The organism is Bradyrhizobium sp. BR 10261 (assembly GCF_019455395.1).
In the GTDB taxonomy this organism is placed as follows: domain Bacteria; phylum Pseudomonadota; class Alphaproteobacteria; order Rhizobiales; family Xanthobacteraceae; genus Bradyrhizobium; species Bradyrhizobium manausense.
In genome coordinates, this window is the sequence record NZ_JACOFQ010000003.1 from 290872 (window position 1) to 315736 (window position 24865).

A 24865-nucleotide genomic window follows, 5' to 3' on the forward strand; every position below is an offset into this window, starting at 1 on the left:
CAGCGACCTCGCCTCACCGCCACCCCAGCGCCGGCGCCACATGCTTCAGGATCGCCTCGATCGCATGGGCGCAATAGTCGACGCCGAGCTGGTTCGGAATGGTCAGCAGCAGCGTATCGGCTTCCGCGATCGCCTCGTCCTGCCTGAGTTGCTCGATCAGCACCTCAGGCTCCGCCGCATAGGAGCGGCCGAAGATCGCCCTTGTCTGTGGGTCGATGAAGCCGATCTGGTCCTCGCCGCCGCGCTCGCGGCCGAAATAGGCGCGGTCACGATCATCCATCAGCGCGAAGATGCTGCGGCTGACCGAGACGCGGGGCTCTCTGGCATGACCGGCTTCTGTCCACGCGGCGCGATAGGCACGGATTTGCGCGGCTTGCTGCACGTGAAAGGCTTCGCCGGTCTCGTCGTTCTTCAGCGTCGAGCTCTGCAGGTTCATGCCGAGCTTTGCCGCCCACACCGCGGTCGCGTTCGAGCCGGCGCCCCACCAGATGCGCTGGCGCAAGCCCGCCGAATGCGGCTCGAGCCGCAACAGGCCCGGCGGGTTCGGAAACATCGGCTGCGGATTTGGCTCGGCGAAGCCTTGGCCGCCTAAGAGGTCGAGAAACACCTCCGCGTGGCGCCGGCCCATGTCGGCATCGCTCTGGCCCTCCGCCGGGCGATAGCCAAAATAGCGCCAGCCGTCGATCACCTGCTCGGGCGAGCCGCGGCTGATGCCGAGCTGAAGCCGTCCGCCGGCAATGAGATCGGCGCTGCCTGCGTCCTCGACCATGTAGAGCGGGTTCTCGTAGCGCATGTCGATCACGGCCGTGCCGATCTCGATCGTGCTGGTCCTGGCGCCGACGGCGGCAAGCAGCGGGAAGGGCGAGGCCAGCTGCCGCGCGAAATGATGGACTCGGTAATAGGCGCCATCGGCGCCAAGCTGTTCGGCCGCCACCGCCAGCTCGATCGATTGCAGCAACGTGTCTGCCGCCGAGCGCGTCTGAGACTGCGGCGAGGGGGTCCAATGTCCGAAGGACAGAAATCCGATCTTTTTCATCAGCGTCATTTAATGCTGGCAGCAGCGGCGTCAACCGCCTGCGCCGGCGGCCGCATGAGGCTGTGTCCTCATTGAGGCTGGCCGCCCGGTGTCCGCTCACTCCGGAAGAGCAGCGGCATCGCTCAACCGCTGCCTGGTGATCCACGCACAATCAATCTCCTACCTCGGGTATTCTGGTTTCCTTCCATGGATTTTTTGCGCGCTTGAGCTTCTTTGCGATATCTGTACCGCCTGTCAGCCTTTGAAGAAGGTACTTCACCAAATCCTCGCGCTCTGATTTTTTCTTGAGCGAGTAATGCTTGATGGTGATTTCGAGGCGATCCCGCTTGGGATGGTATTCATGATGAATGGACGGCCTTTTCGACATTGTTGACCTCCCCGCGAGGGACATGAACCGATCATCCGTCATGCATGCTTGACTGTACGATCGGCAGCCGTTCGGCACTGTGATTTAGCTTACATTTGCTCGAGCGAAGTCCTGCTACACAAGACCTGCTGAAAGAGCACCGGGGCATCGACCTTGGGCCGGGCTATGCAGTCGTCCGCGGCCACGCAGCTGAAAAGGCAAGAATTGAAATCACGGAACGTCAGGAATCTTCGCGTGCTACAGCGATCACGCGAGGAGGACCCGTGTTCTATCCCCCTTCCGGGAGCATTTTGATCATGAACGCCAAGGTGATTTTGGTCATGCGGCACGCCGAGAAGTCGGACGATCCGCTTGATCCTGACCTCACTCCCGCCGGCAATGCCCGCGCGCAACGGCTGGCACAATACATTCCAGCGACATTCGGAAAGCCGAAGTGGCTGTTTGCAACCGCTGCTTCAAAGCACAGTCGGCGTCCAATTCAGACGCTGGAGCCTCTTGCCAGGCAATGTCACCTGACAATTGATGAAACCTACGCCGATCAGGACTACGGCGCGCTGGCGCACCACCTTCGCAAGAGCGATGCCTTCGATGGGGCGCTAGTCGTGGTCTGTTGGCATCACGGAAATATCCCACCGATGCTTCATGCGCTGAAGGCATCGGCGGACGATTATCCGGACCCTTGGAAGCGCGATGTTTTCGATCTCATTCTTCAAGTCGAGTTTGCGAAGGATCGGGAAACGCCCGAGGTGACGAAAGTGCGGGAGCCGTTCTGACGTTGCGCCTGGCGCCGAGGCCGGTGAGTGAAGGTCAGATCGGCGGTCGCGGTTAACAATTTCGAGAGGAAACAATGGGTCGGTTGCCGAAGGAGCGAACGGCTATTCTGGTGACAGCAGCGCTTTGTCTGGCCGCATTGGCTGCGGCTAATGTGCCAGCTCCCTTGCGCGCCGCGCCGGCCGGTTACGAGATCCAGAGTTTTCCAGTGCCCGAAGCGCTCCAGTCGGAGGGCCGGTCACTTTCAGCGGACAGCAAGGATTGGATGAAGAAATGGAGGGGAATGAACCTCGAGGACAGCGCCGTCTATACATTCAAGGAGCTGTCCGGCTCGACGTCGATCAATATGAAGATCGAGAAGATCGATGCGTCGGATCCGAAAGGCTACAAGTCACGCGGATCCTTCGTTCCGCGGAATAGTTCCGCCAATCCCGACGTCGAGATCGCGGCTTTCAATCTCAGTGCCATCCTTGGATACGACCAGATCTATCGCCCCGCCGCACGCTACGAGCTTGGTCCGGTCGCGAGCAAGGCGTTGAAATCCCTCATCGGAAAGTACAGCTTTCATGGTTCCGCACGGCTGGCCAACAAGGCCCGAATATTGAAGGCCATAGACTCCGGGTCACCCTTGAAGGGATGTGTCAAAGCCAAGAAGGACGACACGGGCGTCGCGTTCGACGCGATCGCCAACACCCACGCCGCGTCAAATGGCGCCCCGAACGCCGGTCACCCGATCATTCGGTTCCTGCAGGCGGCGAATGAGAAACCGATGGCAGGCAAGAGCCTGACTTTGAAAACCGGCTATGACGGCGACGAACTCGAGCTCGCGCGAGAGTATTCGGTCATCATGACGATCGACGCCGTTACCCAGCAGTGGGACCGGTACAGCGGCGGCAACGTGGCGATCCGGAAAGACGATCAAGGTCGCGCTCATTTCTACATGACCGATAACGGCGGAGCCGATCTCAGCGACAGTTGGAACGCGCGGAATCTGACCTGGTTCAGCCGCTTCGATCGCGGTGTCATCCAGAAACTGGACGATCTGAAACGATTCCTCGACACCCCCGCGACCGGCTATCTCGGCTATTCCGATCCTGAAGTGTTCGTCACTGACCTTGGTCTCTACTCCCAGAACAGCGCGGCTATCAATGTTCAACGGCTCAGAAGGAACCTGGGCCTTGTGCTGGACTATGTCCGAGCGACCGAAGCCAAGTTCGGCGACAAAGCCTTCTTCGACTGACTCTGCCATGGACAATCAAATGGCGCAGCTGATCGGATTCGCCCGCGGCTGCTGCGGCAGCGGAGCTCTCACGGCTCGCAACTCGTGACTTTGACGCTCTGGGTCGAGAAATGGGCCTGCGGATCCAGGTCGAGCTTCAAGACGCCTTTGAGGCATGCTTGATGCAGCTTGGCCGCAAGGTCCTTCAGATTCCTTCGGATGTTGGCGTAATCGTCGGCAGTAAAAGCCAATTCCCGAACGAAGAAATCCTTCGTTTCAGTCGAATCGGCAACGGCGTCAAATTGCTGGAGAAGCAGGTAGGTCTTTGGATCGATGTGCGCGATACGATCGACCAGGCCGACTCGATTTGCAATATTCTCCTTTGCGACCCCGCAGTCATTGTCTTTCAGGAGCATCTTCTTGAGCTGAACAGCTCCCAGTCTTCCAGCCTCTTCGGGCGTCAAGTCCTTGCTCGACTTCAGCTTGGGGCTGCCATCCCCCTCCGGGTCCGCTGCGTCGAGGTAGTAGTAGGTCGTAAGATAGTGGATGTTGCCGAAGCGATCCTGCTGGTTCATCAGCGTGTCGAGCACGATCATATCAGCGGCATCCTTGAGCTGCACCATCTTCTGGACGTTTTCGGTGGTGAAGCTTCGTCCCACCAGCGTACTGACGTCGACGTGGCGGGCCAGCATCTGCACGACCGGGTTCTTGTCGCGGAAATTCAAGGCGCGGGCCACGTTGTTGGCCCCGCCGTTGAAGAACTCCTTGTAGAAGCTTTCATGCTTTGGATTTTCACTGAGGGCGCCGTACGATTGGGTGAGGTCGTCGGTCAACAGAAAATCCCGCCTCTTGCCGTTCGCGCCTGCCGTCAATTGCGCCATCAGGCTTGCCCAGGTCTGATGAATAAGACTGCTCGAAGGGGTCTCCGCCAGAGCCGCGCGACCGAGGGTGATATGATTTTGCAGGTCGAACGTGCGCAGAACTGCCGGAGGTACGTCAGTGATGCCACCAAGCATGCGCGACAGATGGTAGTAGCCGAGGATGGATGGCGTGTAGCTGCAGCTGGAGCTCAGCTTGTATTTGGCTATCTTGTGGGCGCCGGCGATGTTGCAACGAGCGGCTTCCACCTGTTGGGGAGTGCCTCCTTCGGGGAGTGAATAGAGGTCAAGACCCGGATTCGTGCTGTTGAGTTTCGGACAAACAGCCGAATTCTTGTGCTCGTCGATATTGCAAAGCCAAATCTCGATCTCAACGTCCTTGTCGAAATATCTCCCCGCAGCGATATGCTTGGGAACGACGCAAATCTCGGCATGTCTGCCCGGCACCGGAATCTGCGTGGTCTGTTCGCCGCGCACAGGGTCGATGGATAAGCCGGCATGGGCGTATGCCGAACCGAGGAGCTGCAGCGGCAGCAGTAGAAGCCGAGTGAAACGCACAGGTCTCATGGCGTGTCGTCCCAGTCTCGCGTGGCACGTGGAGGAAAACCCGCTGGAGCGAGGTCTCCGATCGGTTTGCATGCGCAACGTCCATGCGCTGCGCCGACCGCGGCGACTGACTCCAGGTCAGAGCGGAGCGCCAGCGGCGAGAATTGGTTCGCTTTCCGCGGCTCCTTTGCATGCTAGCGATGCGCGCATGGAAAACGCTCCTGGAAGCCTCAATGATATTGCGGACAAACGCGAGCCGCGTCCTGCTCGGAGATTTGCAGCTCCGGATCGGTGAATCGGACGAAATTCGCGACTTCGTCGTGCTCCTTTGGATAACGAATCTTGGGCGGGATCACGCTATCCCAATATTCGGCTGCCTTGCGGGAATCCCATCCCGCTGGAGCGCAAAATTGAGCGAGGGAAGCGGCCGAGATAAAACCGGAAGCGTGCAGGCCATACCAGCAATGGACGTACATCGCACCCTTGCCTTGAGTGATGATCTCATGGAGCTTGGTGAACACCGTTTTCAAGGCCGCGCGATTGTCCCACTGGTGATAGTCATATTGGAGCGAATTGCCGGCGCAGCTGACATTTTCCGTTCCGTTCCATCCGGTTCGATACGCGTACACCGCCTGCGAGAAGCCGGCTTTGCAAAGTGCCTGAAGAGACTGATTTTGCAGCGGTCGGCGTGGACCGTCGACACCAGCGCGAGACCCTTCGGTGCCGCCGCGGTAGAGGACCCCGGGCATGACGACTCGAAAGTGCGTCAGCCCTACTCCGTTCCCAACTGGAAAGAGCTTCTCTTTCTTCATATCGGCGTCGTCGGTTCCCGCAGGCTGCGCAAGAGCGCTCGCTGCAACTGACAGTCCCAACAGCACAACCGAACAAAATCCAGGGATCTTGGACATGGCGTCTCCTCACCGAAGATAGTCAGTCTTGACGTCGCGTCGGACCTTGATTCCCTCCTGAAGGCGAAAAGAGCGAGGTGGCTCCAGCGCATCCTGGGCAGTTAAGAGATCACGCTGGTCTGCAACGTTAGAGCAGCCTGCGACTAACAGTTGTGAGCCACTTCACAGGGCCGGAAAATGCGATTGAGCTAAAGTTGCAATCTCAAGTGAAGGTCGTTTGGTGCAGACCTAGGTTCATAGGTTTCGCGAGGACCGGACATGCCAGCAACGCCCAATTTGCCGACGCCCGATTTCAGCTTCGATGCCGACCAGCCCGGCGCATGTATCGCTGGCGTACGGCCGTATCGCAATGGATCCTACCGTCTCGACGCCGAGACGATCTCCAGCAAATTCTTCGTCCATAATTACGGGCATGGCGGCGCCGGCATTACGTTGAGCTGGGGCTGCGCCTCCAAGGTGCGGGATATCGTCAGGAGCCATCTGGTTGGCTCGCCCGATACGAAGGTGGCCGTCCTCGGTGCAGGGGTGATGGGCCTGACCGCCGCCACGCTGCTTGCCGATCTCGGTCTGACGGTCAGGATCTATTCGGACCGCCCGCCGCTGCAGACCACGTCATCCAAGGCCGGCGGCCAGTGGGCGGTGTCGGTGGTGGAATTCGCGGGCAAGCAACAGGAACTCACTGACATCATCAAGTTCGCATACACGACCTTCAAAGCCAGCATCGGCCAGGGCTTTGGCGTCAGCGAGCGGCCGAACTATTCGGCCACGCCGTCGCATAATCTGGATGTCGTGATCCAGCTGGCGCCCGGTCTCATCAAGCCAAGGCAATCGCTTCCAAGGGAGCCGTTCGAGGGCCATACCAAGCCTGGCTTCGTCTACCAGACCTTGTTGATCGAACCGCCGATCTTCCTTGCGAAGCTCGAAGCAGACCTGCGGGCGCGCGGCATTACGTTCGTGAACAAGAGATTCGTCGACAGGTCGGATATCATCGCGTCGGTGCCGGAAACGATCGTCGTCAATTGCACCGGGCTCGGGTCGATGATGTTGATGAGCGATCCGAAGATGGTCCCGATCAAGGGGCAGTTGGCGATGTTGCCGCCGCAGCCCGCGTTGCAATATTTGTATGGTCAGGACGGATATTTGTTCCCGCGCGCCGATCACGTCGTCATCGGCGGAACGTTCGAGGTCGGCGTGAACAATGAGACGGCGGATAAATCGGTGTGCCGGGGTCTCGTGAGTCACATCGCTTCCCAGTTCGGCAAGGCGTCGGCGAAACCTCTTCCGGACATCCATATCCACAACCCGGACCACGCGCCGATCGTCAATCCGCAAATCCCGGAGGTCTGAGGTGCGAGGTCTCGTAGGGTGGGTTAGCCGTGAAGATGCGCGGAGCGCATCTGCAGGGCGTAACCCACCAGCTTCGGCGAATTGCTCGAACTATCGCGCCTCCATCCAGCGTGGAACGGGCAAGTTCTTCTGGCGCAGGAATTCCGGGTTAAACAGCTTGGATTGATAGCGCTGTCCGCCGTCGGCGAGGATGGTCACGATGGTCTTGCCGGGACCGAGGTCCCGCGCAAGTCGCATGGCTCCGGCGATGTTGATGCCGCTCGATCCACCGAGCACCAGTCCTTCGTGCGCGATCAGGTCGAACAGAACCGGCAATGCCTCCTCGTCCGCGATCCGGTACGCCGCATCGATTGGTGTGCCTTCAAGATTCCTGGTCACACGCACTTGTCCTATCCCCTCGGTAATGGAGTTTCCTTCGCTCGTCAGCTCGCCCTTGGTGAACCAGTTGTAGAGCGCGGCCCCCATGGGATCGCTGAGCGCAATCCTGATTGCTGGATTTCGCTCCTTGAGGGCTCGTGCGACCCCACCCAGCGTTCCGCCACTGCCGACGGCACAGGTAAAGCCGTCGATCTTTCCGCACGTTTGTTGCCAGATCTCCGGCCCGGTCGTGCGGTAGTGGCCCTCGCGGTTGGCAACGTTGTCGAACTGATTGGCCCAGAACGCACCGAGCTCTTCGGCGAGTTGACCGGAATAGCGCGCGTAATGACCGGGATCCGAATAGGGAACGGCAGGGACCAGGCGCAGGTCTGCGCCGCACAGGCGCAGCATATCCTTTTTCTCCTGACTCTGCGTGTCAGGCATCACGATCACGCTGCGGTAACCGCGTGCATTCGCCACGAGCGCAATGCCGATGCCGACATTGCCGGCCGTGCCTTCGACGATGACGCTGCCCGGTGCGAGCTTGCCGCTTCGCTCGGCATCATCGATCATGGCGAGCGCCGCACGATCCTTGATCGACCCACCTGGATTGAGAAATTCGGCCTTGCCGTAGATCTCGCAGCCCGTGGCCTCCGACGCCATTCGCAGCCTGATCAATGGCGTATTGCCGATCGAGTCCAAAAATCCGGTTCGGATGCCGTTCATCGCCTGCCCCCCTTCGCGCGCTCGCGCAACTTTAGGCTGGCAAGCAGACAATTCCGTTCCCTAGTTCGGGCGTTATGGGCAACGACTTTGGCGTCCAAGCTGCTCGATCGGCAATTCCATTCCTGCGCCGTCTTTCACTCCGCTGCCGACCCAAAGCCGCTGCGTCCGCGTGTCCAACAGGCGCGAAACACGAGCGCTGCGCCGGATTACGACATCGTCGACGGCCTGCCGCCTTGCGGGATGCACCGCCTGGTTCGCCTGCAAGGTCACCCGCCGGGTCGATGTCGGCGACCCCACGCTGATCATCACCGAAGCCTGTATGCGGTCACCATGCGGTGAGGCGGGGAGCGTCCCTTACGCCGCTTTTTCTGACTGGGCGAGATTAGGCTGTGTACTCACCAAGGCTAGCCGTCTGATGTCCGCTCCCCCCGAACGGCAGCGGAGAACCGGACATCTCCGGATGTCGCAGATGGGCCAGCAGCAGACTTAAACGGTCTGCAAACCTTGTTCCTGGAGAGGCGCGAACCTAGGCGACGTTGTGTTACCATGCGAGCATGTTTCGCTTCAAAATCCCGCCCACCGTTTTGCTCGTCCTTATAGTTGGAGGCGCGTCCTGCATTTTCGTGTTTTACGGCCTCTACCTACTGATCGCGCTGATTGCGTTGAACCTGGCCTGCCTGCTGTTGGCCCCGATCGCGAAACGGCGCGGATGCGGCGCTGAAGGGCGGCTGATGAGACATCTCAGTCGTCCCCGGTTCGAAGACGAAAGCCGCAGAGCCAGTTAGGCGCGAGAGCGTACGCACCCCGAAGGAAGAGGGATGACTGTTTCAGAGGAAATCCGAGTTTGGCGGTTACGAGCGGGAGGCTTTGCGGTTGCGGGAGCTGTATGTCTCGCCTTGATTTTCTTGCTGAAGATTCTCGATCCAACCGAGTTCGCGAAAAGCTTCATTCGTCCGCTTGTTCTAGTTCTCGTCTTCCTTTGGCTGTACGGGCTATATTGCACCTACCGATATTGGAAAGATTTTAGAGAAGATGAAATACGGCGCGGCGGATCAGCGGAAACCGCTCGTGCAAAATGGCATAAACTGCACCCGCCCCCAGGCTAGATGCTGGTGGGCCGCTTTGGGTCATCAGCGCCGTTTGACCAGCGCTGAGGCACTTCCGCTTTACCCCCCGACCCCGGACATCTCGCCGCAACGCCCTAGCGGAAGCGAAGGGCCAAGAAGAGAAGTGCAATCTAACTGCTCGTCGCGGCGCGATAGAAGGCTTCTACCTTCCCCAGGTCTTTGGAGTGAGTGCCCTCCTGATCGGTTCTTGTTTTCGAATCGACACCGGCAGGTCGCACCGACCGAATAGCTTCTTTGACATTGTCTGGTCCGAGTCCACCAGCAAGTATCACTGGCGTACGAATACTCTCCACTATCTTTCGACTGATGCTCCAGTCATGCGTCACGCCCTGCGCGCCGATTTGCACATCACCTGTGCGATGACTATCAAGCAGGATCCAGTCCACAACTCCATCATATGCTTGCGCCACACCTATCGCCTCAGGTCCCGTGACAGGTACGCTCCGCATGAACTTGCTCTTTGGCAGAGACTTTCGCAGCGCCACGACAAGATCAGGTGTGAGCAATTCGCTTGATGCGCCGAGATGGACGATGGGCGGATCAAGCTCCCCCGCCATCCGTTCGATAAGAGCGACGTCCGCCGAGAGGAACAGCGCGGAAAGTACGGACGGCGCCCGGATCATCTTCATAACGGCCGACGCCTTCCGAACCGGAAGCTCCCGAGGGAAGGTGCCATCGCCAACGAGTACGCCGACATGGTCCACGCCGATTGCCGAGATAGCCACTGCTTCGGCAGGGGTCGCAACTTCGTAAATTTGCGTCAGCACCGTCTTGCACCCGCTTCCCGCAACTCAGGTGAATAGACAGGATGGCCTGGTCTTGGGTCAATGGCAGTTTCGGGTCCAACAGCGCCGTTTTGACCAGCGGTGGGGAGCTTCCGCATTAATCCCGATCCCCAGACATCCCGCCGCAACGCCCTAACGGAAGCGAAGAGCCAAAGCCGACCTCGCGATTGGTTTATGGGCCTGGCACCATCATGGTCGGCTCTTCGAGCAGGGAAAAGTCGTAGCCCTCGCAGCTAACATTCGGGTTGGTGGGCGCAAACATGCCGAGCGGGTTCTCCTTGAACAACCAGGCATGCAGATCATAATGTACAAACTCCTTTGGAATGAGCGGCCAGTGTCCTTCCATCGGGCCCATGAAGGGTTGGTCGAAGAGAGAGGGGCGCTGCTTGGTATCTGCCGTCAGAGGCACCAGCCACTCGACAGCCACGAGCTTCAATTCCTTGCCCACGGGTTCGTAGATCAAAACGTTGGGCTTCATCGGATCGGGAGCGCCCTGCACTGTAACATTGGCGAAGTGCACTCCCATAGCGCCTTTGGCATACTCCATGTGGTGCGGTAGTTTCTCACCAGAATAGTGCACGCAGCCCACCGTCGACAGGTAGCGGTCGCGCACGGCTGCCTTGTAGTCCTGATATTTCTCCAGCGATTTTCGCAACGTGTCGAGTTGAGCCTCGTAAGGCTCTTCGGCTGCAATTGGTCTGAGGGTTGCACCGATAAAGGCAAGACCTAGCACGGCGACAAAGGTACCACGGACAGATTTGCGCATGTTCCCTCCTGGCTTTTCATCAATGCGATGTCGGAATGAGCTGGCCTAACGAGACCGCGCCCCAGCGCTAGCAATGGCATCAGCTGAAGCTCCATAGCCGCGATCAGCGAAATCCAACCCCAGGACCAGCACGCCACAAGTCCCCCTTGCAGTCCCCGAACCAATTATTGCGCCTATGAATGTGAGTATGTTTCGGCTGCTGCGAGGTTCACGTATCAACTCAAGGCGCAGCACCCGTTGCGATTTCGACCCGACTGATGTCGGCTCGGGGTCAACAGCGCTGATTTGACCAGCGCTGGGGCGCTTCCGCTTTACCCCCGATCCCGGACATCTCGCCGCAACGCCGAAATGGAAGCGATGGCCATAAGCGGTCGTAGCGTCCAGTCAATCCATCAGCAACCATAAGGAAGCAGACGCGCGCGGTTACATCTAAACAAGAATGGATTGCTTCTCCATCTCTGGGTAGTCTCGGCTGGATTTGGGAAGGCGGAAAGCATGGTGCCAGCAGACTACGTCTTTGGCTTCGCTATCGCGTTTGTCGTCGGCTTAAACCTGTATCTTGGCCCGCGTATCGCAAGCGAGCGTGTCGCCATGCAATGGGGTCCCAACGGCGAGCCGACTTGGTACGCCCCAAAATGGCTTGCAATGTGGGGGATGATCGCCTTCATGGCGGCCGTTCGGCTCTTCATTTGGGCGGCTTCAACCTATGCGCCGCAGCATGTGCACGGTGCTGAATTGGGAATAGTCATTTTCTCGTTGATCGCCGCCGGTTCTCACCTGTTTGTCTTGATGAAGGCGAGAGCCACTCCCTGAAAATCTTCTAAAGTCCGCTCCGGATCGAGCAGTGAAAGGTTGAGCTGATCATTATGGGCACATTCTACAGCGACGATCAGATACAGGAAGCGATTGCGGCCTTGGAGGGCTACTCTCCGAGTATTTGGGAAACCATGAAGAAGATGGCTTTCATCACGGACCCGCAGAGTGAGGAAGAAAGGTTAGCAAAAGCGGCCATCTCACGTGCGCTGACTGTTGTTTTGCCCGAGGTCTCCTTCGTCGCTCAGGCCGAAGACAAATTCGAGGCCGAGAACCGTCTGATCATAGACGTGGGCAATGCTCTCAGGGGCGCAATCGATGCAGCTGGGTCCCAGCACAACTGAACGTCCGCTTGGTTCAATCGCGCCGTTTTGGCCCGGTTTAAGTTAGGTCCGGTCTACGCCTGACGGCCGACATATCCGCGGCCGTGGGATACGGTAGTGATGGGCCACAAGGAGACGCCGCCGAACGAGAGAGGCCGGTGCGCGATATAATTCATGATTGGAATCGATTAACTAATTTCAATTCATTTAATTTGGTGGTACGTTAATATCTGCCGTCTGACAACCATAGGATGGTTCCCATGCCCTCGGAAGACGAAGATCGGCGCGAGTTTTTGAAGACTTGCGGAAAATTCGCAGCGGTCACACCGCCTGCCATGACCATGCTGCTGTCGACCTCCCTCACATCAAACGCAATTGCGCACTCCGGAGGTGGAGGCGGCCGGCACGAGCACCACGAACACCATCACGACCGCGACTAGTGACAGGTAATCTTTCTGAAGGGATTATGAGGCCTTGCAGGGGCGGCCTTAATCAATTGGGGCCGAGTTCTCTCGCGGGCGACTTCGCGATCTCATCCGGGTCATGAGCCGAGTTTTCCCGATGCCCTTCCCCAAGAGGGCGACCCTAATCGGCCCCAGCTTCATCCCGTGCCAAAGCGGCGGCGGCGTAGGGCGACCTTAGTTCTTCGTTAGCGGTTTTTTTGGCTCTTGGGCGGACATCTCAATATCAACGGCGGGCAACTCGCCCGTGCGATCCTTCAGGTCGGCCGCTCGCTGGATCAATCCCGACGCGACCTGCGGGTCCTTTGTTGTCTTGGCCATTCGCAGCAGCGTTGCTGCCGCCTCTCGGGCGAAGGAGGTGTAACGCGGCACGTCTTTTTATCCCGTCGAAGTCCCCCTGAGATGAGTCAGAAACCCGGATTGGGTTCCGGTGCTTTGTGCAAAAATGTACACAGGCGACAAAAAGGACCTCAGCTCCGGGGCTGGCGCCAAGCTGAGGTTCTTGTGTCGGCATCACATTGTCAAGGCGTGAGCCGGGACGATCAACTTAGCTCCGGCCATTCGGTTCCCGCCCGCAAACGTTCGTTCTGATATGCCTTCGCGCGCGGCACAGAATAGGCGGCCGATGTCGGCTCGGGGTCAAAATGCAAAGAACTCAGGTTGAGCAAATCTGGTCCGCTCTGTCGCGATGAGCGGACCTCCGACAGACGCGGCGCAACTTCGCAGTTGGGCCATAACCGGAATAACGCCATTGGCTATTCAATCACTTCGTCGGCGCGGGTGAGGACGGTTGGAGACAACTCAAGACCCAAGGTCTTGGCGATCCGCAGATTGATCCTGAGCTCGAATTTTGTGGGTCGTTCGAAAGGTAAGTCACCTGGCTTTACGCCTTTCAGAACGCGATCAACCTGTGCAACCAAGAGACGCGTTGCGTCCGAAAAATCGGGCCCAAACGACATAAGGCCGCCGTTGGCCACCCAGTCCGGTGCAGCAAATATCGCAGGTTTTCTGCTCAGGCCCACTAGCCGAATGATTTCGGCCATGTGGGCATTGAGTATGGCATCCGGAACAAAAACAAGCCCGTCAAATCGGGCGAGGATTTCTGGGCTAAGGATTTTCTCGATGTTGGCGGGATCATCGATGTTGATCGCTTCAACCTCGAAACCCAGCTTCCGCCCGGTCTCAAGGACTGGCGCAAGGCTCGTTGCGCCGCTCGTGAGTGGTGTCGTCACCGTACCAAGGCGGACGGCCTTCGGAAGAACTTCCCGCATCAGCTCGACCCGCTTGACGGTGGTTTCTTCAGAAAAAACCGCGATGCCGGTCACGTTGCGACCTGGACGGGCTAGGCTATCTGCCAATCCCGACGCGACTGGATCAACTGCGGCAAAGGCCACGATCGGAATTGTCCGAGTTGCCTTGTAGGCCGCGAGTGCGGCTGGTGTGCTAATCGCGATCATCACGTCCGCGCGGCTATCTCGCACGATTTCCTCTGCCAGCGCCGGCAGCGCGTCGGCATTTCCGCCCGTGTTACGAAATTCAAGTTGAATATTGCGCCCTTCAACATAACCAAGCTCGGCCAGGAGGCGCCTGATTCTGTCATTCTGCCCAGGAATGTTGACCGGTCCCAGTTGGACAACGCGCGTCATTCCAGCCAGCTTTTGGGCGCGTGCAACGAGCGGGCAACTTATTGCTCCTGTCACGAGCCCGATGAATCTGCGTCGTCGCACCTGACCTCGCTGGTTCCTGTCATGCGGTGGCGAGACTATCGCAAAATTAGGGTGCTCGCGAGTGAAAGGACCGTTGGTCACGTCCGGTTCGGGTCAAAATCGGCGGTCCAGATCGCTGCAATCAGTTTCCGCTCTACAACCGACAGCCGACGTCCCAACGAGCATTCCGCTGGACAGCGATGGGCTAACTGCAGACCTCGGCGCCCCAGAGGTGCGTCAGGATCGAACTGGCTGCCCGATCCCAAGAAGATTGCCTTCGCTGTCGCGGAACCACGCGCCTCGTTCACCGATACCCTTGCTGGCGTAATTCCCGGCTATCTCGGCTATCCCATCGACCGTCTTCAGACCGGGCAGGTCATACTCCTCGAACTTGACGCCCCGCGCACGAAGCTCGCGCACCGTTGTATAGATATCCTCGACTTCCCAGCCCATCTGCGTGTGTGTGCCGGGTTGCGCTCCGACCGAGACGAATATCGCAAACTCGCCCGCTGCGCAGACGTAGCGCAGTCCACCTTGGCGCTGTTCTACCGGGTCGAGGCCCAGTTTTTCGGAATAGAACCTCCGCGCCCGATTTAGGTCCTTCGCTGGAAGACGGGCAGCCACCTTCGCTTTCCCAAGCATCAGTCTCTCCTTCAGCGTTCAATTGAATGGGCGCGTCGTTACTCGTCAAGCCGAAGTCCGTTAAGGCCAAACTGAGAAAGCTCAACGCGAGCAATTTGGGTCCGCTTGACCCGGCGGAGCAGACCTCAAATCGGCGAACCGCGACTTCGCCGAAGGGCCAGAAGGCGAACTCCCGGTGACCATTGAATATTTCCCGCGGCGACACGGTCAGGGTAGCTGTCGTTTCGCGTAGGCCTCCGCTTGGAGGTAGTGCGAGTTTGTTACCGCCCGTGATCCAGCGTACAAATGTGCCAGGCAGGATTTGTCGGCCATGGTGCAAGAGCGGTCAGTTCGGGTCGAGCGAAGATTATCGGCGATACTGGCTGCCGATGTGTCGGGATATTCGCGCCTTATGCATGAAGACGAAGAAGGTACGCACGCCAAGCTGATGGTGCTTCTCGCCAGCGGCGTCGAGCCCGCAATCGCGGAACACGGCGGTCGCATCGTGAAAAACACCGGCGACGGGTTCTTGGCAGAGTTTCCAAGTGCCGTCGAAGCAGTTCGGGCTGCGATGCAATTCCAAGCTCACATCCGCGAACTTACCAGTGCAGACCGGGAGGACAGCCGTATCGCTTTTCGGGTGGGCGTCAATATTGGTGATGTAATCGTCGAACCCCACGACATCTTTGGGGATGGCGTCAATATCGCGGCACGGCTCGAGAGCGTCGCAGCTCCCGGCGGCATCTGCATCTCCTCGGCTGTTTACGATCAAGTCCAAGGCAAGATTGGCGATAGGTTTGCCGATCTTGGCGAACAGGAATTCAAAAACATCGGCCGTCCGGTTCGAGTTTACGGCGTAATGGATCAATTCAGCCCAGCGACACTGTCTCAGCGCGTGGGTTCGCCACCTCGCCTTTCCATCGTTGTGCTGCCCTTCGCCAATCTCAGCGGCGATCCCGAGCAGGACTACTTTGTCGATGGCGTGACCGGGAACCTCACTACAGATTTGTCACGCATCAGTGGCTCTTTTGTTATCGGCCAACACACCGCGTTCACATACAAAGGCAAATTGGTCGATATCAGGCAGATTGGTCGCGAGTTGAACGTCCGCTACGCGCTTGAAGGCTCGGTACAGCGTTGCGACAATCGTCTTCGGGTAAACGTTCAATTGATCGACGCGAAGACGGGCAATCACCTGTGGGCCGACCGCTTCGACAAACCTATCGCCGATCTGCTCGATATGCAGGACGAAATTGTAACCAGGATTGCGCGGACATTAGACAACCAACTCATACTGGCCGAAGCGCGGCGCGCGGCAAGAACGCGGAATCCCGATGCCATGGATCTCTATTTCCAAGGTCGCTATTCCTGGAGCAAAGGACTGACGCTCGAATATTTGACAGAAGCTCGCGGTTCTTTTGAACAGGCTCTAGCGATTGATCCTAAAAATGTCGACGCTATGAGCTGGGCCGCGACGGTCGAGGCCGCACTCGGAGTGTTGTTCTTAACCGACCATCCCCACGAGCATCAGGCAGCGGCAGAGACAATGGTGTTAAAGGCGCTAAGCCTCGCATCGGACCATGCCTGGGCTCATTGCATCTTGGCAGGCCTACTCATGTGTACGAATCGAGTGGCCCAAGGCGTCGCGGAGTGCGAGCGAGCCCTGGCCCTGGATCGCAATTTGGCTGACGCGCACGAGATGATGGGCGCCGCCAAATTTTACATGAGTTGCGGAGCAGATACTGAGTCCCACATCAACGAAGCACTGCGCCTATCCCCTCGCGATATCTCCGCCTTCCGATGGATGAATACGGCCGGCTATGCCAAGCTACAGATCGCAGCAGACGCTGAAGCCGCCGCTTGGTTTGCTCGAGGTATCGAGGCCAACCGAAACTATCCGAACCTGCATTTTGGCTACGCTTCGGCGCTCGCGCTTCTTGGGAAGCTGGATGAGGCGCGAGTGGCCGCGAAAACGGGACTCGCACTTGATCCAACATTTACTATCCGTCGCTTCAGAAGCTTTCCCGTGCGCGGCGATGCGAAGTTCGTTGCAGGAGCCAAGCGCATGGTTAAGGGATTGCACATCGCCGGAGTACCGGAGGGGTGATGTCCGTTCAGGGTCAAAATGCGAAGAACTCAGGTTGAGCAAATCTGGTCCGCTCTGCTGCCCTGAACGGACCTCGGTCAGGCGCGGCGCAACTTTGGAGATGGGCCAGCTCCGGACGGCGAGGATATTGCCGCGCCCCGGAGCTGCTATGATGATGCGGTCTTGGGGATAGATCGTCCAGAAGAGGTAATGATCATGTCTTCAGAAGGATTGTCGAGCAGCGACTCCGAACGACTGCGGGCTTTCGAACGCCAAGGTCATGACGCTTTGGCAAGGAGTTATCACGAATTTTTTGCGGCGGTGACCACTCTAGCTACTGAGCCGCTTCTCGACGCCGTACATTTGCATCCTGGCACAAATCTGCTGGATGTCGCGAGCGGGCCCGGTGCTCTTGCGGCGGAGGCGGCAAATCGCGGCGCGCGCGCCGTGGGCGCTGACTTGTCCCCACGGATGGTAGAGCTCGCACACCAACTGCATCCTGCTGTAGAATATCGTGAGGCAGACGTAGAACATCTCCCATTTCTCGATCGCACGTTCGATGCGGTCGTCTGCGCCTTTGGGCTTGGACATTTTCCCCAGCCGGAGCTTGCTGTCGCAGAGTGCGTCCGAACCTTAGCGCCAGGCGGACGCATTGCGTTCGCTTGGTGGGATGATCCAGCGCGCCAGCGAATCCAAGGCCTCTTCCGTGAAGCCATTGCCGAGATCGGAGTAACGGTGCCGACGGAGGTCCCGCAGGGCCACAATGTGTTTCGTTTCTCCGACTCGGGCGAATTTCTTCGGTTACTAAACGGAGCTGGCCTCACGGCGGTGACGGTCAGCGAGCACGCCGCCTCTTTTTTCGTCCCTGACACGGAAACTCTTTGGCAAGGTGGGTTGGGCAGCCTCGTTCTAACCGGCGCTGTCATCAGGCACCAGGACCAGGCAACTCAAGACTTGATCCGAACCGCGTTCGAACGTCGCGCCAGGGTCTACGAATCGGCCCACGGGCTGACGCTGCCTATCGCGTTTAAAATTGGTTCCGCCCAGCGACCAACTTGATGGGTGCTCAAGCGAAAGGTCGCCTTTGGCTCAACTGCGACTTCAACTCTGTTCGAGCGCTGTCGGACGCAGCCAGGTTCGCGTGGAGATCAGCAGCGGGCCAAGCTAGACCTTTTGAGTTAACACCGCTAACTTTAGGTTGAATTCGAGCTTGCCCAGTTGAATCGCGGAGCGAATTTTGAGCGTTGAGCCGGTCATGAGGATTGAAGTGGTGACCCCGGAAGATTGCACGGGCACCGTCATCAGCGACCTGAATGCGCGGCAGGCCCGGATTCGGGGCCAGGACGTGCGCGGCAACGCAAACGTCATCACTGCGATGGTGGCACTCGCTGATATGTTCGGCTACGCCGATAGCCTGCGCTCTTTGAGCCGAGGGCGTGCGACTTTCACGATGGGTTTCGACCACTATGCTACCCCCAAGCCATCGAACGACGCTTAGGCCATCGAATTCCGACGCCACATTTGATTGGACGCGCGACTAGCGAGAGCATGATGTTGATAACCAAAGGACGGAATTTTCCCTCACTGTCCACAAAACGCCTGGTGCTGCGCGCCATGAAACCCAAAGATGCCACCGCCTTCGGAGCACTCCTATCGATACCGGAAGTAACCCGTCATTCAAACTGGCCGGATAAACCCAGCAAAATTCAAAGCGAACGGTATGCAAGGTGGATGGTGAAGCTTTACGCCTCCGGCAAGGGCTGCGCGTGGATCATCGAAGACCGAAAGTCGGTATCCCTCATTGGCGCGATCCGCTTCAATAGCTTTGATAGAAAATGGAGTTCCGGCGAGATCGGGTACGAGTTACACCCGCAATTTTGGGGAAAGGGCCTGATGTCCGAGGCGGTCTCCGCCACGGTGGCATGCGGTCACGAGATTTTTGGGCTTAACCGCATTGAGGCTTGGACGCTTCCCGGAAACTCGGCGTCAGACCGGGTCCTGGAAAAATCCGGATTTCGATACGAGGGCACCCTTCGACAGAAGGCTTGGTTCAAAGGCGCGTATCATGATTTCCGAATGTTTGGACGGATTGCGGGCGACCCACCGAATTAAATTGATCGGTTACGCGGCTCTTTTGCGGAACGGCGCCGACAACTTCTCAGGCGGAATCAGGGTCGTATTCACCTTGGAATTTGTCTCACTCGTCCGGTAGCAATTCGGACAATGGAATAGATGCGCGATGGTAAATGTCCTCCGAGGTCAGATCGCGACCCTCGCTGTTGTCGATCGATCCCGAATGCGTGACATGCTCCGACATGTTCTGTCTCGACATGACGTTGTGCGGGGCCGCCATCACGCCGACATTTGCAGCGAGTGCATATTCCTCGCCGAAAGTGGATCGGGAAGTGATCGCCAGTTCAAATGCCGGTTCTTCCGGAAATCCGTTTCCTCAAAAGACACATCATTGCTGTGCAGCCATTTTGAAGGGAAAACGCCGAGCACTGTCCCCACAACCGAATAGCCCCCGGGTCGGTTTCGGGTCAAACAGCGAAGAACTCAGGTTTGAGCGCAGCCTCATAGTCGCGCCCTGACCGGATCTGGTTGATCCTACTCGCCGTCATGTCGAAGGTCTCTCAGATGGGGCCGGCCGGAATGCGGCTCGGCTCATCACCCATTTGCGGATTGGATTTGGCGAGCAGATGCGTGTCGAGCTGTCACGAGCGGGCCCTTGCCGCACGCCGCGATGATGCCATCCTACACCTGTTTTGCCCGACGCCTCAAGCAATTTTCGGTTTTACGGAAAATTTTACGCGGGGCCGAGCCGTTCGGGCGCGATGACGACGCGGCTCGACCTCGTTGTGCTTCAAGCCCTTGATTTCGCTGTCGCCGGCTACAGTGCATGGGGTTGTTTTCGACTTTTCGTCGCGAGGGTGCAAATATCTGCCCGAGCCCGAAATGGTCCGGCGCTCGCGTTTTTCATCAATGCATTTTCGGGAGACGCACCATGCAGGTTTACAACGTGGTGAAGTTCAAGGTGAAGGCCGGTGAGGAGGCCGCCTTCCTCGATGCGCATCGAGACGGCAAGGCGAAATGGCCGGGCCTCGAACATGGCGTCATCATCAAGACCGGCGAGCAGACCTTCTGCCTGATCGGCCGATGGTCCGGCCAGGACGCGATGGTCGCGGCACGGCCGGCGATGATCAAGACGCTCGACAGTTTCAGGTCGGTGCTGGAGGACCAGGGCCAGGGGCGCGGCGTCACCGATGCCGTGTCAGGCGCGGTGGTGCTCGATCTCTAGCAGGCGCGACGCCTGCTACTTCATCAGCCGTATGCCCTTGGTCGTGAACTTCTGCGTCCTGCCGCCTGATCGAACGGGGCGCCTGGTGCCGGCGGCCTTGCCGGTGCCGGGCGGCTGGTGCGCCGGGACCAGCTGGTGCGGTTGCGAGCCGATCAGGTCGCGGCGGTCCATCTCGATCAAGGCCTCGCGCAGCACCGGCCAATTATCAGGGTCGTGATAGCGCAGGAACGCCTTGTGCAGGCGGCGCTGGCGCAGGCCCTTGATCGCATCGACCTTGTCGCTGCCGCCATGGCGGACGCCGCGCAAGGGATTGACGCCGGTATGGTACATCGCCGTGGCGGTCGCCATCGGCGAGGGCAGGAAGGTCTGCACTTGATCCGCGCGATAGCGGTTCTTCTTCAGCCACAGCGCGAGGTTCATCATGTCCTCGTCGGTCGTGCCCGGATGCGCCGCGATGAAGTAGGGAATGAGATAGTATTTCTTGCCGGCCTTTTCGGCGGCTTCATCGAACATCCGCTTGAACTTGTTATAGGCGCCGATGCCGGGCTTCATCATCTTGTCGAGCGGGCCGCGCTCGGTATGTTCAGGCGCGATCTTCAGGTAGCCGCCGACGTGATGGGTGACGAGCTCCTTGATGTATTCGGGGCTCTCGACCGCGAGGTCGTAGCGCACGCCCGAGGCGACCATCACCTTCTTGATGCCTTTGGTCTCGCGCACCTTGCGATAGAGCCTGATCAGATCGTCATGCGAGGTGTTGAGGTTCGGGCAGATCTCAGGGAAGACGCAGGACGGCCGCCGGCACGCGGCCTCGACCTTCGGGTCCTTGCAGGCCATCCGGTACATGTTGGCGGTGGGGCCGCCGATGTCGGAGATCACGCCGGTGAAGCCGGGCGTCTTGTCGCGGATCTTCTCGATCTCACGCAGGATCGATCCTTCCGAGCGATTCTGGATGATGCGCCCCTCGTGCTCGGTGATCGAGCAGAAGGTGCAGCCGCCGAAGCAGCCGCGCATGATCGTCACCGAGAACTTGATCATGTCCCACGCGGGGATCTTGGCATCGCCATAGGACGGATGCGGCGCGCGCGCGTAAGGCAGGTCGTAGACCGCGTCCATCTCCTCAGATGTCAGCGGGATCGGCGGCGGGTTGAGCCAGAGATCGCGATCGCCGTGACGCTGCACCAGCGGCCGCGCATTGCCGGGATTACTCTCACGATGCAGCACGCGTGAGGCGCGGGCATAGGCTTCCTTGTCCTGCTCGACCTGCTCCAGTGCCGGCAGGCGGATCACGGTCGGGCCTGGCTTCCGCGTTGCGCCTTCGTCGGCGGAATCGAGATCGTCGGCGTGCAGCTCGGTGTAGTCTTCAGGCACGCGGCGGAACAGCGCGACTCCCCTGATGTCGTCGAGCTCGCGCGGCGCCTCGCCGGCGGCGAGCCGATGCGCCACTTCGACGACGGCGCGCTCGGCATTGCCGTAGAGCAGCAGGTCGGCCTTGGCGTCGGCCAGCACCGAGCGGCGCACCTTGTCGGACCAGTAATCGTAATGCGCGATCCGGCGCAGCGAGGCCTCGATGCCGCCGAGCACGATCGGTACATCCTTGAACGCCTCGCGGCAGCGCTGGGCGTAGACGATGGTGCAGCGATCCGGCCGCTTGCCGCCTTCGCCGCCAGCGGTGTAGGCGTCGTCGCTGCGGATGCGCCGGTCCGCGGTGTAGCGGTTCACCATGGAATCCATGTTGCCGCCGGTGACGCCGAAGAAGATCTTTGGCTTGCCGAGCGCCTTGAACGGTTCGGCCGAGTGCCAGTCCGGCTGCGCAATGATGCCGACCCGGAATCCCTGCGCTTCGAGCAGCCGGCCGATGATGGCCATGCCGAAGCTCGGATGGTCGACATAGGCATCCCCGGTCACCAGCACGATGTCGCATTCGTCCCAGCCGAGCGCGTCCATCTCGGCGCGGCTCATCGGGAGGAACGGCGCCGGCTTGCGCGGGCGCGCGCTCGCCATCAGGGGCTTTTCGGCGGTGATGATCTGGGTGTCCATGGCGCCAAGGCATAGGACTCCGGACGCGCGAATACAACCGACGCTCGCGTGAAAGATGCCGGTTCCGTCCTCATTCGGGCGCATTAACCCTTCGCCTGCCCCCGGTCGGGGCTCGGGCGCCGTGGCTGGCTCGCCTGCCGCGGTTCATTTGCAGGAACGATCCGGCTCCGCGCACATTCTGACTTAAGGGATCGTGGCGAGCCCCGCTTGCGCGCGCCCGTGCCCGGGATCTGCCTCGATATTCGCCTCGGGCGATGGGGGAACTGTGAGTACAGTCATAGAGAACTTGCTGTCGCGGAAGCAGAAGCTTGTCGAACAGCTCGAGAAGGCGCAGTCGATCGAGGACCGCGACAAAATTGAGCACCAGCTCGAACAGATCAACACAGCGCTGGATTTCCTCGACAGGCCGGGGCCGGAGAGCGGGAAGTAGAAGCCGCTCAATTCGCCGGCGTCTCCACCTTCAACGCTTTGGCGTAGACCACGCCGGAATTCGTGATGTGCGTCGTCATCGCCGCTTCGAACGCCGCAAATTCGCCGCGCGCGAACAGATCGAGCAGCTTGCGGTGCTCATCGAATGACGAGCGGGTGCGGACGTCGATCGGCGAGGTCAGGTTGGTGCGCAGTGCCGCCACGCGCCCCGAGACGAGCTGGTAGGATTCGGCGAGGTAGCGGTTGCCGCAATGCGCGAACAGACCTTCGTGAAAAGCGGCGTCGGCGCGGCCATAGGCGATGTTGTCCCTGGCCTCGACCGCCGGCTCCATCGCCGCGATCGCATCGCTCAGCGTCGCGATGGCGCCGTCGCGATCGTGGCGGAACGCAAGCTCTGCGGCCTTGGGCTCGAGCGCGATTCTGAAAGTGCAGAGCGCGGTAATGTCCTCCGCGCTCGGCGTGAACACGAAGCTGCCGACCTGGGGCCGGATCACGACCAGGCCCTGCGCCTGCAACTGGCCCATCGCCTCGCGCACCGGCGTGCGGCTGACTCCGAAAGAGTTCGCCACCATCTCCTCGGAGATGGCAGCCCCGAGCGCGAACTCGCCGTCGATGATGGCCTGCCGCAGCCGTAGCATCACCCGCTGCGACAGCGATTTCGGCGTATCGAGCCTGAGCGATCGCATCGATGCTCTCAGATCACCTTGCCGGGGTTGAGCAGATGATCGGGATCGAGCGCGGCCTTTAGCGTCCGCATCAAGGCGATCTCCGCCTCGCTGCGGGCGTGGCCGAGCCATTTCTTCTTCAGCGTGCCGATGCCGTGCTCGGCCGAGACGCTGCCGCCCAGCTCGCGCACGAGGCCATAGATGATCGCGTCCATCTTCTCCTTGGGCTGCTGCTCGACGGGAAGGCCCGTGACCCAGGAGACGAGGTGCAGATTGCCGTCCCCGATATGGCCGTAATAGACGCTTTCGCAGCCCTTGATGCCATCAGCGAGCGCTGTCTTGCAGCGCGCGACGAACTCATCCATCCGCGCCACCGCAAGACCGATGTCGTAGGAGATGTGCGGCCCCAGCACCTGGCCGAACTCGGCGCAGATATCGCGCACGCGCCAGAACGCCTGCGTCTGCGCGAGCGATTGCGCCACGGCCGCATCGACCAGCAGCCCGCGCTCCATCAGCTCTTCGAGCCAGGCCTGGAAGCGCGGCGCATCGATGCTCTCGTCGGTGCCCTGCGCCTCGACCAGCACGCAGAGACCCTGGCCCGCGGCGACCGGCGGTTTGACGCCGGCGCGGGTCGTGATCACGTCCCAATAATCCGGCCACATCACTTCGAATGCAGAGAGCAGCGGGCCCAGTCCGCTGCGGGCGGCATCGAGCAGCGCGATGACGGCGGCATAGTCCTTCAATGCGCACAGCGCAGCCATGGTCGAGCGCGGCTTCGGAAACAGTTTCAGCACGACGCGGGTGATGATGCCGAGCGTGCCTTCCGAGCCGATGAAGAGATGCTTCAAATCGTAGCCGGCATTGTTCTTCATCAGCTTGTTGAGGCTGGTGACGATGGTGCCATCAGGCAAGACGACTTCGAGGCCGAGCACCAGCTCGCGCGTCATGCCGTAGCGGATCACGCGGTTGCCGCCGGCATTGGTGGAGAGATTGCCGCCAATGGCGCAGGAGCCGCGCGAGCCGAGGTCGAGCGGAAAGAAGAAGCCGGCCTCGTCAGCGGCTTTCTGGATCGTCTCGAGCGGCGTGCCTGATTTGACGGTCATCGTCATCGACGCGCGGTCGATCTCCTCGATGCCGGTCATCCGCTCCAGCGAGATCGCGACCCATCCCGCCTCAGGCGAAGCGCCGCGGCAGAGCCCGGTCAAGCCGCCCTGCGGCACGAACGGCAGGCGCGCCTGCCGGCAGGTCGCAATCGCATCGGCAACGCCCTGCGCGTCGAGCGGGCGGATCACCGCAAGCGGCGTTTGCGGCAGGCTCGCACTCCAGTCGTTGCAATTGCGCGCGGGCACTTCGCTGCCGGTCAGCACGGTCGCCGCGCCGAGCTTGTCGCGGAGGGCGGCAAGCAACGGCTCCGGATGTCCGACGGGGCTCACCATATTCATGCGAGACCTCCTCCAAATTTGGCTGCGCCTCATGCGCGCCGTGACGGCTGAAAGGATTTGCGTCCATCTTGTATGTAAGGTACAAGACGAGAAGTAAAGCAAAAACAAGGCTCGATAAGCCCTCGACGATCCTGAGTTTATTCGGGGAGCT

Annotated in this window: 23 protein-coding genes and 1 pseudogene; 11 read left to right on the top strand and 13 right to left on the bottom strand. The window is 59.7% G+C overall.

Annotated elements, in window-relative coordinates:
- Positions 1–13 precede the first annotated feature (13 nt).
- Entirely contained in the window at positions 14–1036 is a 1023-nt protein-coding gene (locus tag HYH07_RS05225; RefSeq protein ID WP_220001518.1) for an LLM class flavin-dependent oxidoreductase, read from the bottom strand.
- Between the two features lie 151 nt (positions 1037–1187).
- Positions 1188–1403, bottom strand: coding sequence for a hypothetical protein (locus HYH07_RS05230; RefSeq protein ID WP_220001451.1), 216 nt, complete (start codon positions 1401–1403; stop codon positions 1188–1190).
- 296 nt (positions 1404–1699) lie between these two features.
- On the opposite strand from HYH07_RS05230, the gene HYH07_RS05235 reads away from it, so the two are divergent.
- On the top strand, positions 1700–2176 hold the full coding sequence (locus HYH07_RS05235; protein WP_220001452.1) for a histidine phosphatase family protein: 477 nt from the start codon (positions 1700–1702) through the stop codon (positions 2174–2176).
- Between the two features lie 74 nt (positions 2177–2250).
- Positions 2251–3414: a hypothetical protein gene (locus tag HYH07_RS05240; protein ID WP_220001453.1), complete on the top strand. Its 1164-nt coding sequence runs from the start codon at positions 2251–2253 to the stop codon at positions 3412–3414.
- A 68-nt stretch (positions 3415–3482) separates the two neighbouring features.
- On the opposite strand, the gene HYH07_RS05245 is transcribed toward HYH07_RS05240, so the two are convergent.
- Together HYH07_RS05245 and HYH07_RS05250 are read right to left on the bottom strand one after the other, a co-directional pair.
- Positions 3483–4838 (bottom strand): hypothetical protein, encoded by a 1356-nt coding sequence (locus tag HYH07_RS05245; RefSeq protein WP_220001454.1) that lies wholly within the window; start codon positions 4836–4838, stop codon positions 3483–3485.
- 209 nt (positions 4839–5047) lie between these two features.
- Complete coding sequence (locus HYH07_RS05250) at positions 5048–5725, bottom strand: hypothetical protein (protein ID WP_220001455.1); 678 nt, start codon at positions 5723–5725, stop codon at positions 5048–5050.
- Between the two features lie 258 nt (positions 5726–5983).
- Here HYH07_RS05250 and HYH07_RS05255 point away from each other — a divergent pair, with 258 nt between their 5' ends.
- On the top strand, positions 5984–7072 hold the full coding sequence (locus HYH07_RS05255) for an FAD-dependent oxidoreductase (protein ID WP_220001456.1): 1089 nt from the start codon (positions 5984–5986) through the stop codon (positions 7070–7072).
- Between the two features lie 90 nt (positions 7073–7162).
- Here the strand turns inward: HYH07_RS05255 and HYH07_RS05260 are convergent, their stop codons facing one another.
- From HYH07_RS05260 to HYH07_RS05270, 3 genes are all read right to left on the bottom strand, one after another.
- Entirely contained in the window at positions 7163–8155 is a 993-nt protein-coding gene (locus tag HYH07_RS05260) for a cysteine synthase A (RefSeq protein WP_220001457.1), read from the bottom strand.
- A gap of 1237 nt (positions 8156–9392) precedes the next feature.
- A complete protein-coding gene (locus HYH07_RS05265) occupies positions 9393–10049 on the bottom strand; it encodes a phosphoribosylanthranilate isomerase (RefSeq protein WP_220001458.1) in 657 nt (218 codons plus the stop codon).
- 190 nt (positions 10050–10239) lie between these two features.
- A complete protein-coding gene (locus tag HYH07_RS05270; protein ID WP_228749242.1) occupies positions 10240–10833 on the bottom strand; it encodes a hypothetical protein in 594 nt (197 codons plus the stop codon).
- A gap of 495 nt (positions 10834–11328) precedes the next feature.
- On the opposite strand from HYH07_RS05270, the gene HYH07_RS05275 reads away from it, so the two are divergent.
- Positions 11329–11646 (top strand): DUF1648 domain-containing protein, encoded by a 318-nt coding sequence (locus HYH07_RS05275; RefSeq protein WP_220001459.1) that lies wholly within the window; start codon positions 11329–11331, stop codon positions 11644–11646.
- Between the two features lie 53 nt (positions 11647–11699).
- The gene (locus tag HYH07_RS05280) at positions 11700–11990 is read left to right on the top strand and encodes a hypothetical protein (RefSeq protein ID WP_220001460.1); all 291 of its coding nucleotides are present in this window, start codon (positions 11700–11702) and stop codon (positions 11988–11990) included.
- A 617-nt stretch (positions 11991–12607) separates the two neighbouring features.
- Here HYH07_RS05280 and HYH07_RS05285 read toward each other — a convergent pair.
- From HYH07_RS05285 to HYH07_RS05295, 3 genes are all read right to left on the bottom strand, one after another.
- Positions 12608–12802 carry a hypothetical protein gene (locus HYH07_RS05285; RefSeq protein WP_220001521.1) on the bottom strand — a complete coding sequence of 65 codons (195 nt, stop codon included), beginning with the start codon at positions 12800–12802 and terminating at the stop codon, positions 12608–12610.
- Positions 12803–13185: 383 nt separating this feature from the next.
- Positions 13186–14076, bottom strand: a complete 891-nt coding sequence (locus HYH07_RS05290; protein ID WP_220001461.1) for an ABC transporter substrate-binding protein — start codon at positions 14074–14076, stop codon at positions 13186–13188.
- A gap of 297 nt (positions 14077–14373) precedes the next feature.
- The gene (locus tag HYH07_RS05295; RefSeq protein WP_220001462.1) at positions 14374–14778 is read right to left on the bottom strand and encodes a VOC family protein; all 405 of its coding nucleotides are present in this window, start codon (positions 14776–14778) and stop codon (positions 14374–14376) included.
- 310 nt (positions 14779–15088) lie between these two features.
- Between HYH07_RS05295 and HYH07_RS05300 the strand changes: the two genes are divergently transcribed.
- The 5 genes and pseudogenes from HYH07_RS05300 to HYH07_RS05320 all read left to right on the top strand — a co-directional run bounded on the left by HYH07_RS05300 (position 15089) and on the right by HYH07_RS05320 (position 20141).
- On the top strand, positions 15089–16864 hold the full coding sequence (locus HYH07_RS05300) for an adenylate/guanylate cyclase domain-containing protein (protein ID WP_220001463.1): 1776 nt from the start codon (positions 15089–15091) through the stop codon (positions 16862–16864).
- 189 nt (positions 16865–17053) lie between these two features.
- Positions 17054–17902 (top strand): class I SAM-dependent methyltransferase, encoded by an 849-nt coding sequence (locus HYH07_RS05305; protein WP_220001464.1) that lies wholly within the window; start codon positions 17054–17056, stop codon positions 17900–17902.
- Between the two features lie 184 nt (positions 17903–18086).
- A pseudogene (fusA, locus tag HYH07_RS05310) lies at positions 18087–18341 on the top strand (elongation factor G); the annotation flags it as partial.
- Between the two features lie 53 nt (positions 18342–18394).
- Entirely contained in the window at positions 18395–18955 is a 561-nt protein-coding gene (locus HYH07_RS05315) for a GNAT family N-acetyltransferase (protein WP_220001466.1), read from the top strand.
- Positions 18956–19847: 892 nt separating this feature from the next.
- The gene (locus HYH07_RS05320; RefSeq protein ID WP_220001467.1) at positions 19848–20141 is read left to right on the top strand and encodes a DUF718 domain-containing protein; all 294 of its coding nucleotides are present in this window, start codon (positions 19848–19850) and stop codon (positions 20139–20141) included.
- Positions 20142–20156: 15 nt separating this feature from the next.
- Here the strand turns inward: HYH07_RS05320 and HYH07_RS05325 are convergent, their stop codons facing one another.
- The gene (locus tag HYH07_RS05325) at positions 20157–22178 is read right to left on the bottom strand and encodes a YgiQ family radical SAM protein (RefSeq protein WP_220001468.1); all 2022 of its coding nucleotides are present in this window, start codon (positions 22176–22178) and stop codon (positions 20157–20159) included.
- Positions 22179–22443: 265 nt separating this feature from the next.
- Between HYH07_RS05325 and HYH07_RS05330 the strand changes: the two genes are divergently transcribed.
- On the top strand, positions 22444–22608 hold the full coding sequence (locus HYH07_RS05330; RefSeq protein ID WP_220001469.1) for a hypothetical protein: 165 nt from the start codon (positions 22444–22446) through the stop codon (positions 22606–22608).
- Between the two features lie 7 nt (positions 22609–22615).
- Here HYH07_RS05330 and HYH07_RS05335 read toward each other — a convergent pair whose 3' ends face one another.
- Both HYH07_RS05335 and HYH07_RS05340 read right to left on the bottom strand, forming a co-directional pair.
- Positions 22616–23293 carry a GntR family transcriptional regulator gene (locus HYH07_RS05335; protein ID WP_220001470.1) on the bottom strand — a complete coding sequence of 226 codons (678 nt, stop codon included), beginning with the start codon at positions 23291–23293 and terminating at the stop codon, positions 22616–22618.
- Between the two features lie 8 nt (positions 23294–23301).
- A complete protein-coding gene (locus tag HYH07_RS05340) occupies positions 23302–24714 on the bottom strand; it encodes an FAD-binding oxidoreductase (protein WP_220001471.1) in 1413 nt (470 codons plus the stop codon).
- Positions 24715–24865 lie beyond the last annotated feature (151 nt).

Bases quoted from the DNA above. Each gene is read 5' to 3' on its own strand.
- HYH07_RS05225 (WP_220001518.1), bottom strand. From the start codon at position 1,036: ATGAAAAAGATCGGATTTCTGTCCTTCGGACATTGGACCCCCTCGCCG.
- HYH07_RS05230 (WP_220001451.1), bottom strand. From the start codon at position 1,403: ATGTCGAAAAGGCCGTCCATTCATCATGAATACCATCCCAAGCGGGAT.
- HYH07_RS05235 (WP_220001452.1), top strand. From the start codon at position 1,700: ATGAACGCCAAGGTGATTTTGGTCATGCGGCACGCCGAGAAGTCGGAC.
- HYH07_RS05240 (WP_220001453.1), top strand. From the start codon at position 2,251: ATGGGTCGGTTGCCGAAGGAGCGAACGGCTATTCTGGTGACAGCAGCG.
- HYH07_RS05245 (WP_220001454.1), bottom strand. From the start codon at position 4,838: ATGAGACCTGTGCGTTTCACTCGGCTTCTACTGCTGCCGCTGCAGCTC.
- HYH07_RS05250 (WP_220001455.1), bottom strand. From the start codon at position 5,725: ATGTCCAAGATCCCTGGATTTTGTTCGGTTGTGCTGTTGGGACTGTCA.
- HYH07_RS05255 (WP_220001456.1), top strand. From the start codon at position 5,984: ATGCCAGCAACGCCCAATTTGCCGACGCCCGATTTCAGCTTCGATGCC.
- HYH07_RS05260 (WP_220001457.1), bottom strand. From the start codon at position 8,155: ATGAACGGCATCCGAACCGGATTTTTGGACTCGATCGGCAATACGCCA.
- HYH07_RS05270 (WP_228749242.1), bottom strand. From the start codon at position 10,833: ATGCGCAAATCTGTCCGTGGTACCTTTGTCGCCGTGCTAGGTCTTGCC.
- HYH07_RS05275 (WP_220001459.1), top strand. From the start codon at position 11,329: ATGGTGCCAGCAGACTACGTCTTTGGCTTCGCTATCGCGTTTGTCGTC.
- HYH07_RS05280 (WP_220001460.1), top strand. From the start codon at position 11,700: ATGGGCACATTCTACAGCGACGATCAGATACAGGAAGCGATTGCGGCC.
- HYH07_RS05290 (WP_220001461.1), bottom strand. From the start codon at position 14,076: ATGACGCGCGTTGTCCAACTGGGACCGGTCAACATTCCTGGGCAGAAT.
- HYH07_RS05295 (WP_220001462.1), bottom strand. From the start codon at position 14,778: ATGCTTGGGAAAGCGAAGGTGGCTGCCCGTCTTCCAGCGAAGGACCTA.
- HYH07_RS05300 (WP_220001463.1), top strand. From the start codon at position 15,089: ATGGTGCAAGAGCGGTCAGTTCGGGTCGAGCGAAGATTATCGGCGATA.
- HYH07_RS05305 (WP_220001464.1), top strand. From the start codon at position 17,054: ATGATCATGTCTTCAGAAGGATTGTCGAGCAGCGACTCCGAACGACTG.
- HYH07_RS05315 (WP_220001466.1), top strand. From the start codon at position 18,395: ATGTTGATAACCAAAGGACGGAATTTTCCCTCACTGTCCACAAAACGC.
- HYH07_RS05320 (WP_220001467.1), top strand. From the start codon at position 19,848: ATGCAGGTTTACAACGTGGTGAAGTTCAAGGTGAAGGCCGGTGAGGAG.
- HYH07_RS05325 (WP_220001468.1), bottom strand. From the start codon at position 22,178: ATGGACACCCAGATCATCACCGCCGAAAAGCCCCTGATGGCGAGCGCG.
- HYH07_RS05335 (WP_220001470.1), bottom strand. From the start codon at position 23,293: ATGCGATCGCTCAGGCTCGATACGCCGAAATCGCTGTCGCAGCGGGTG.
- HYH07_RS05340 (WP_220001471.1), bottom strand. From the start codon at position 24,714: ATGAATATGGTGAGCCCCGTCGGACATCCGGAGCCGTTGCTTGCCGCC.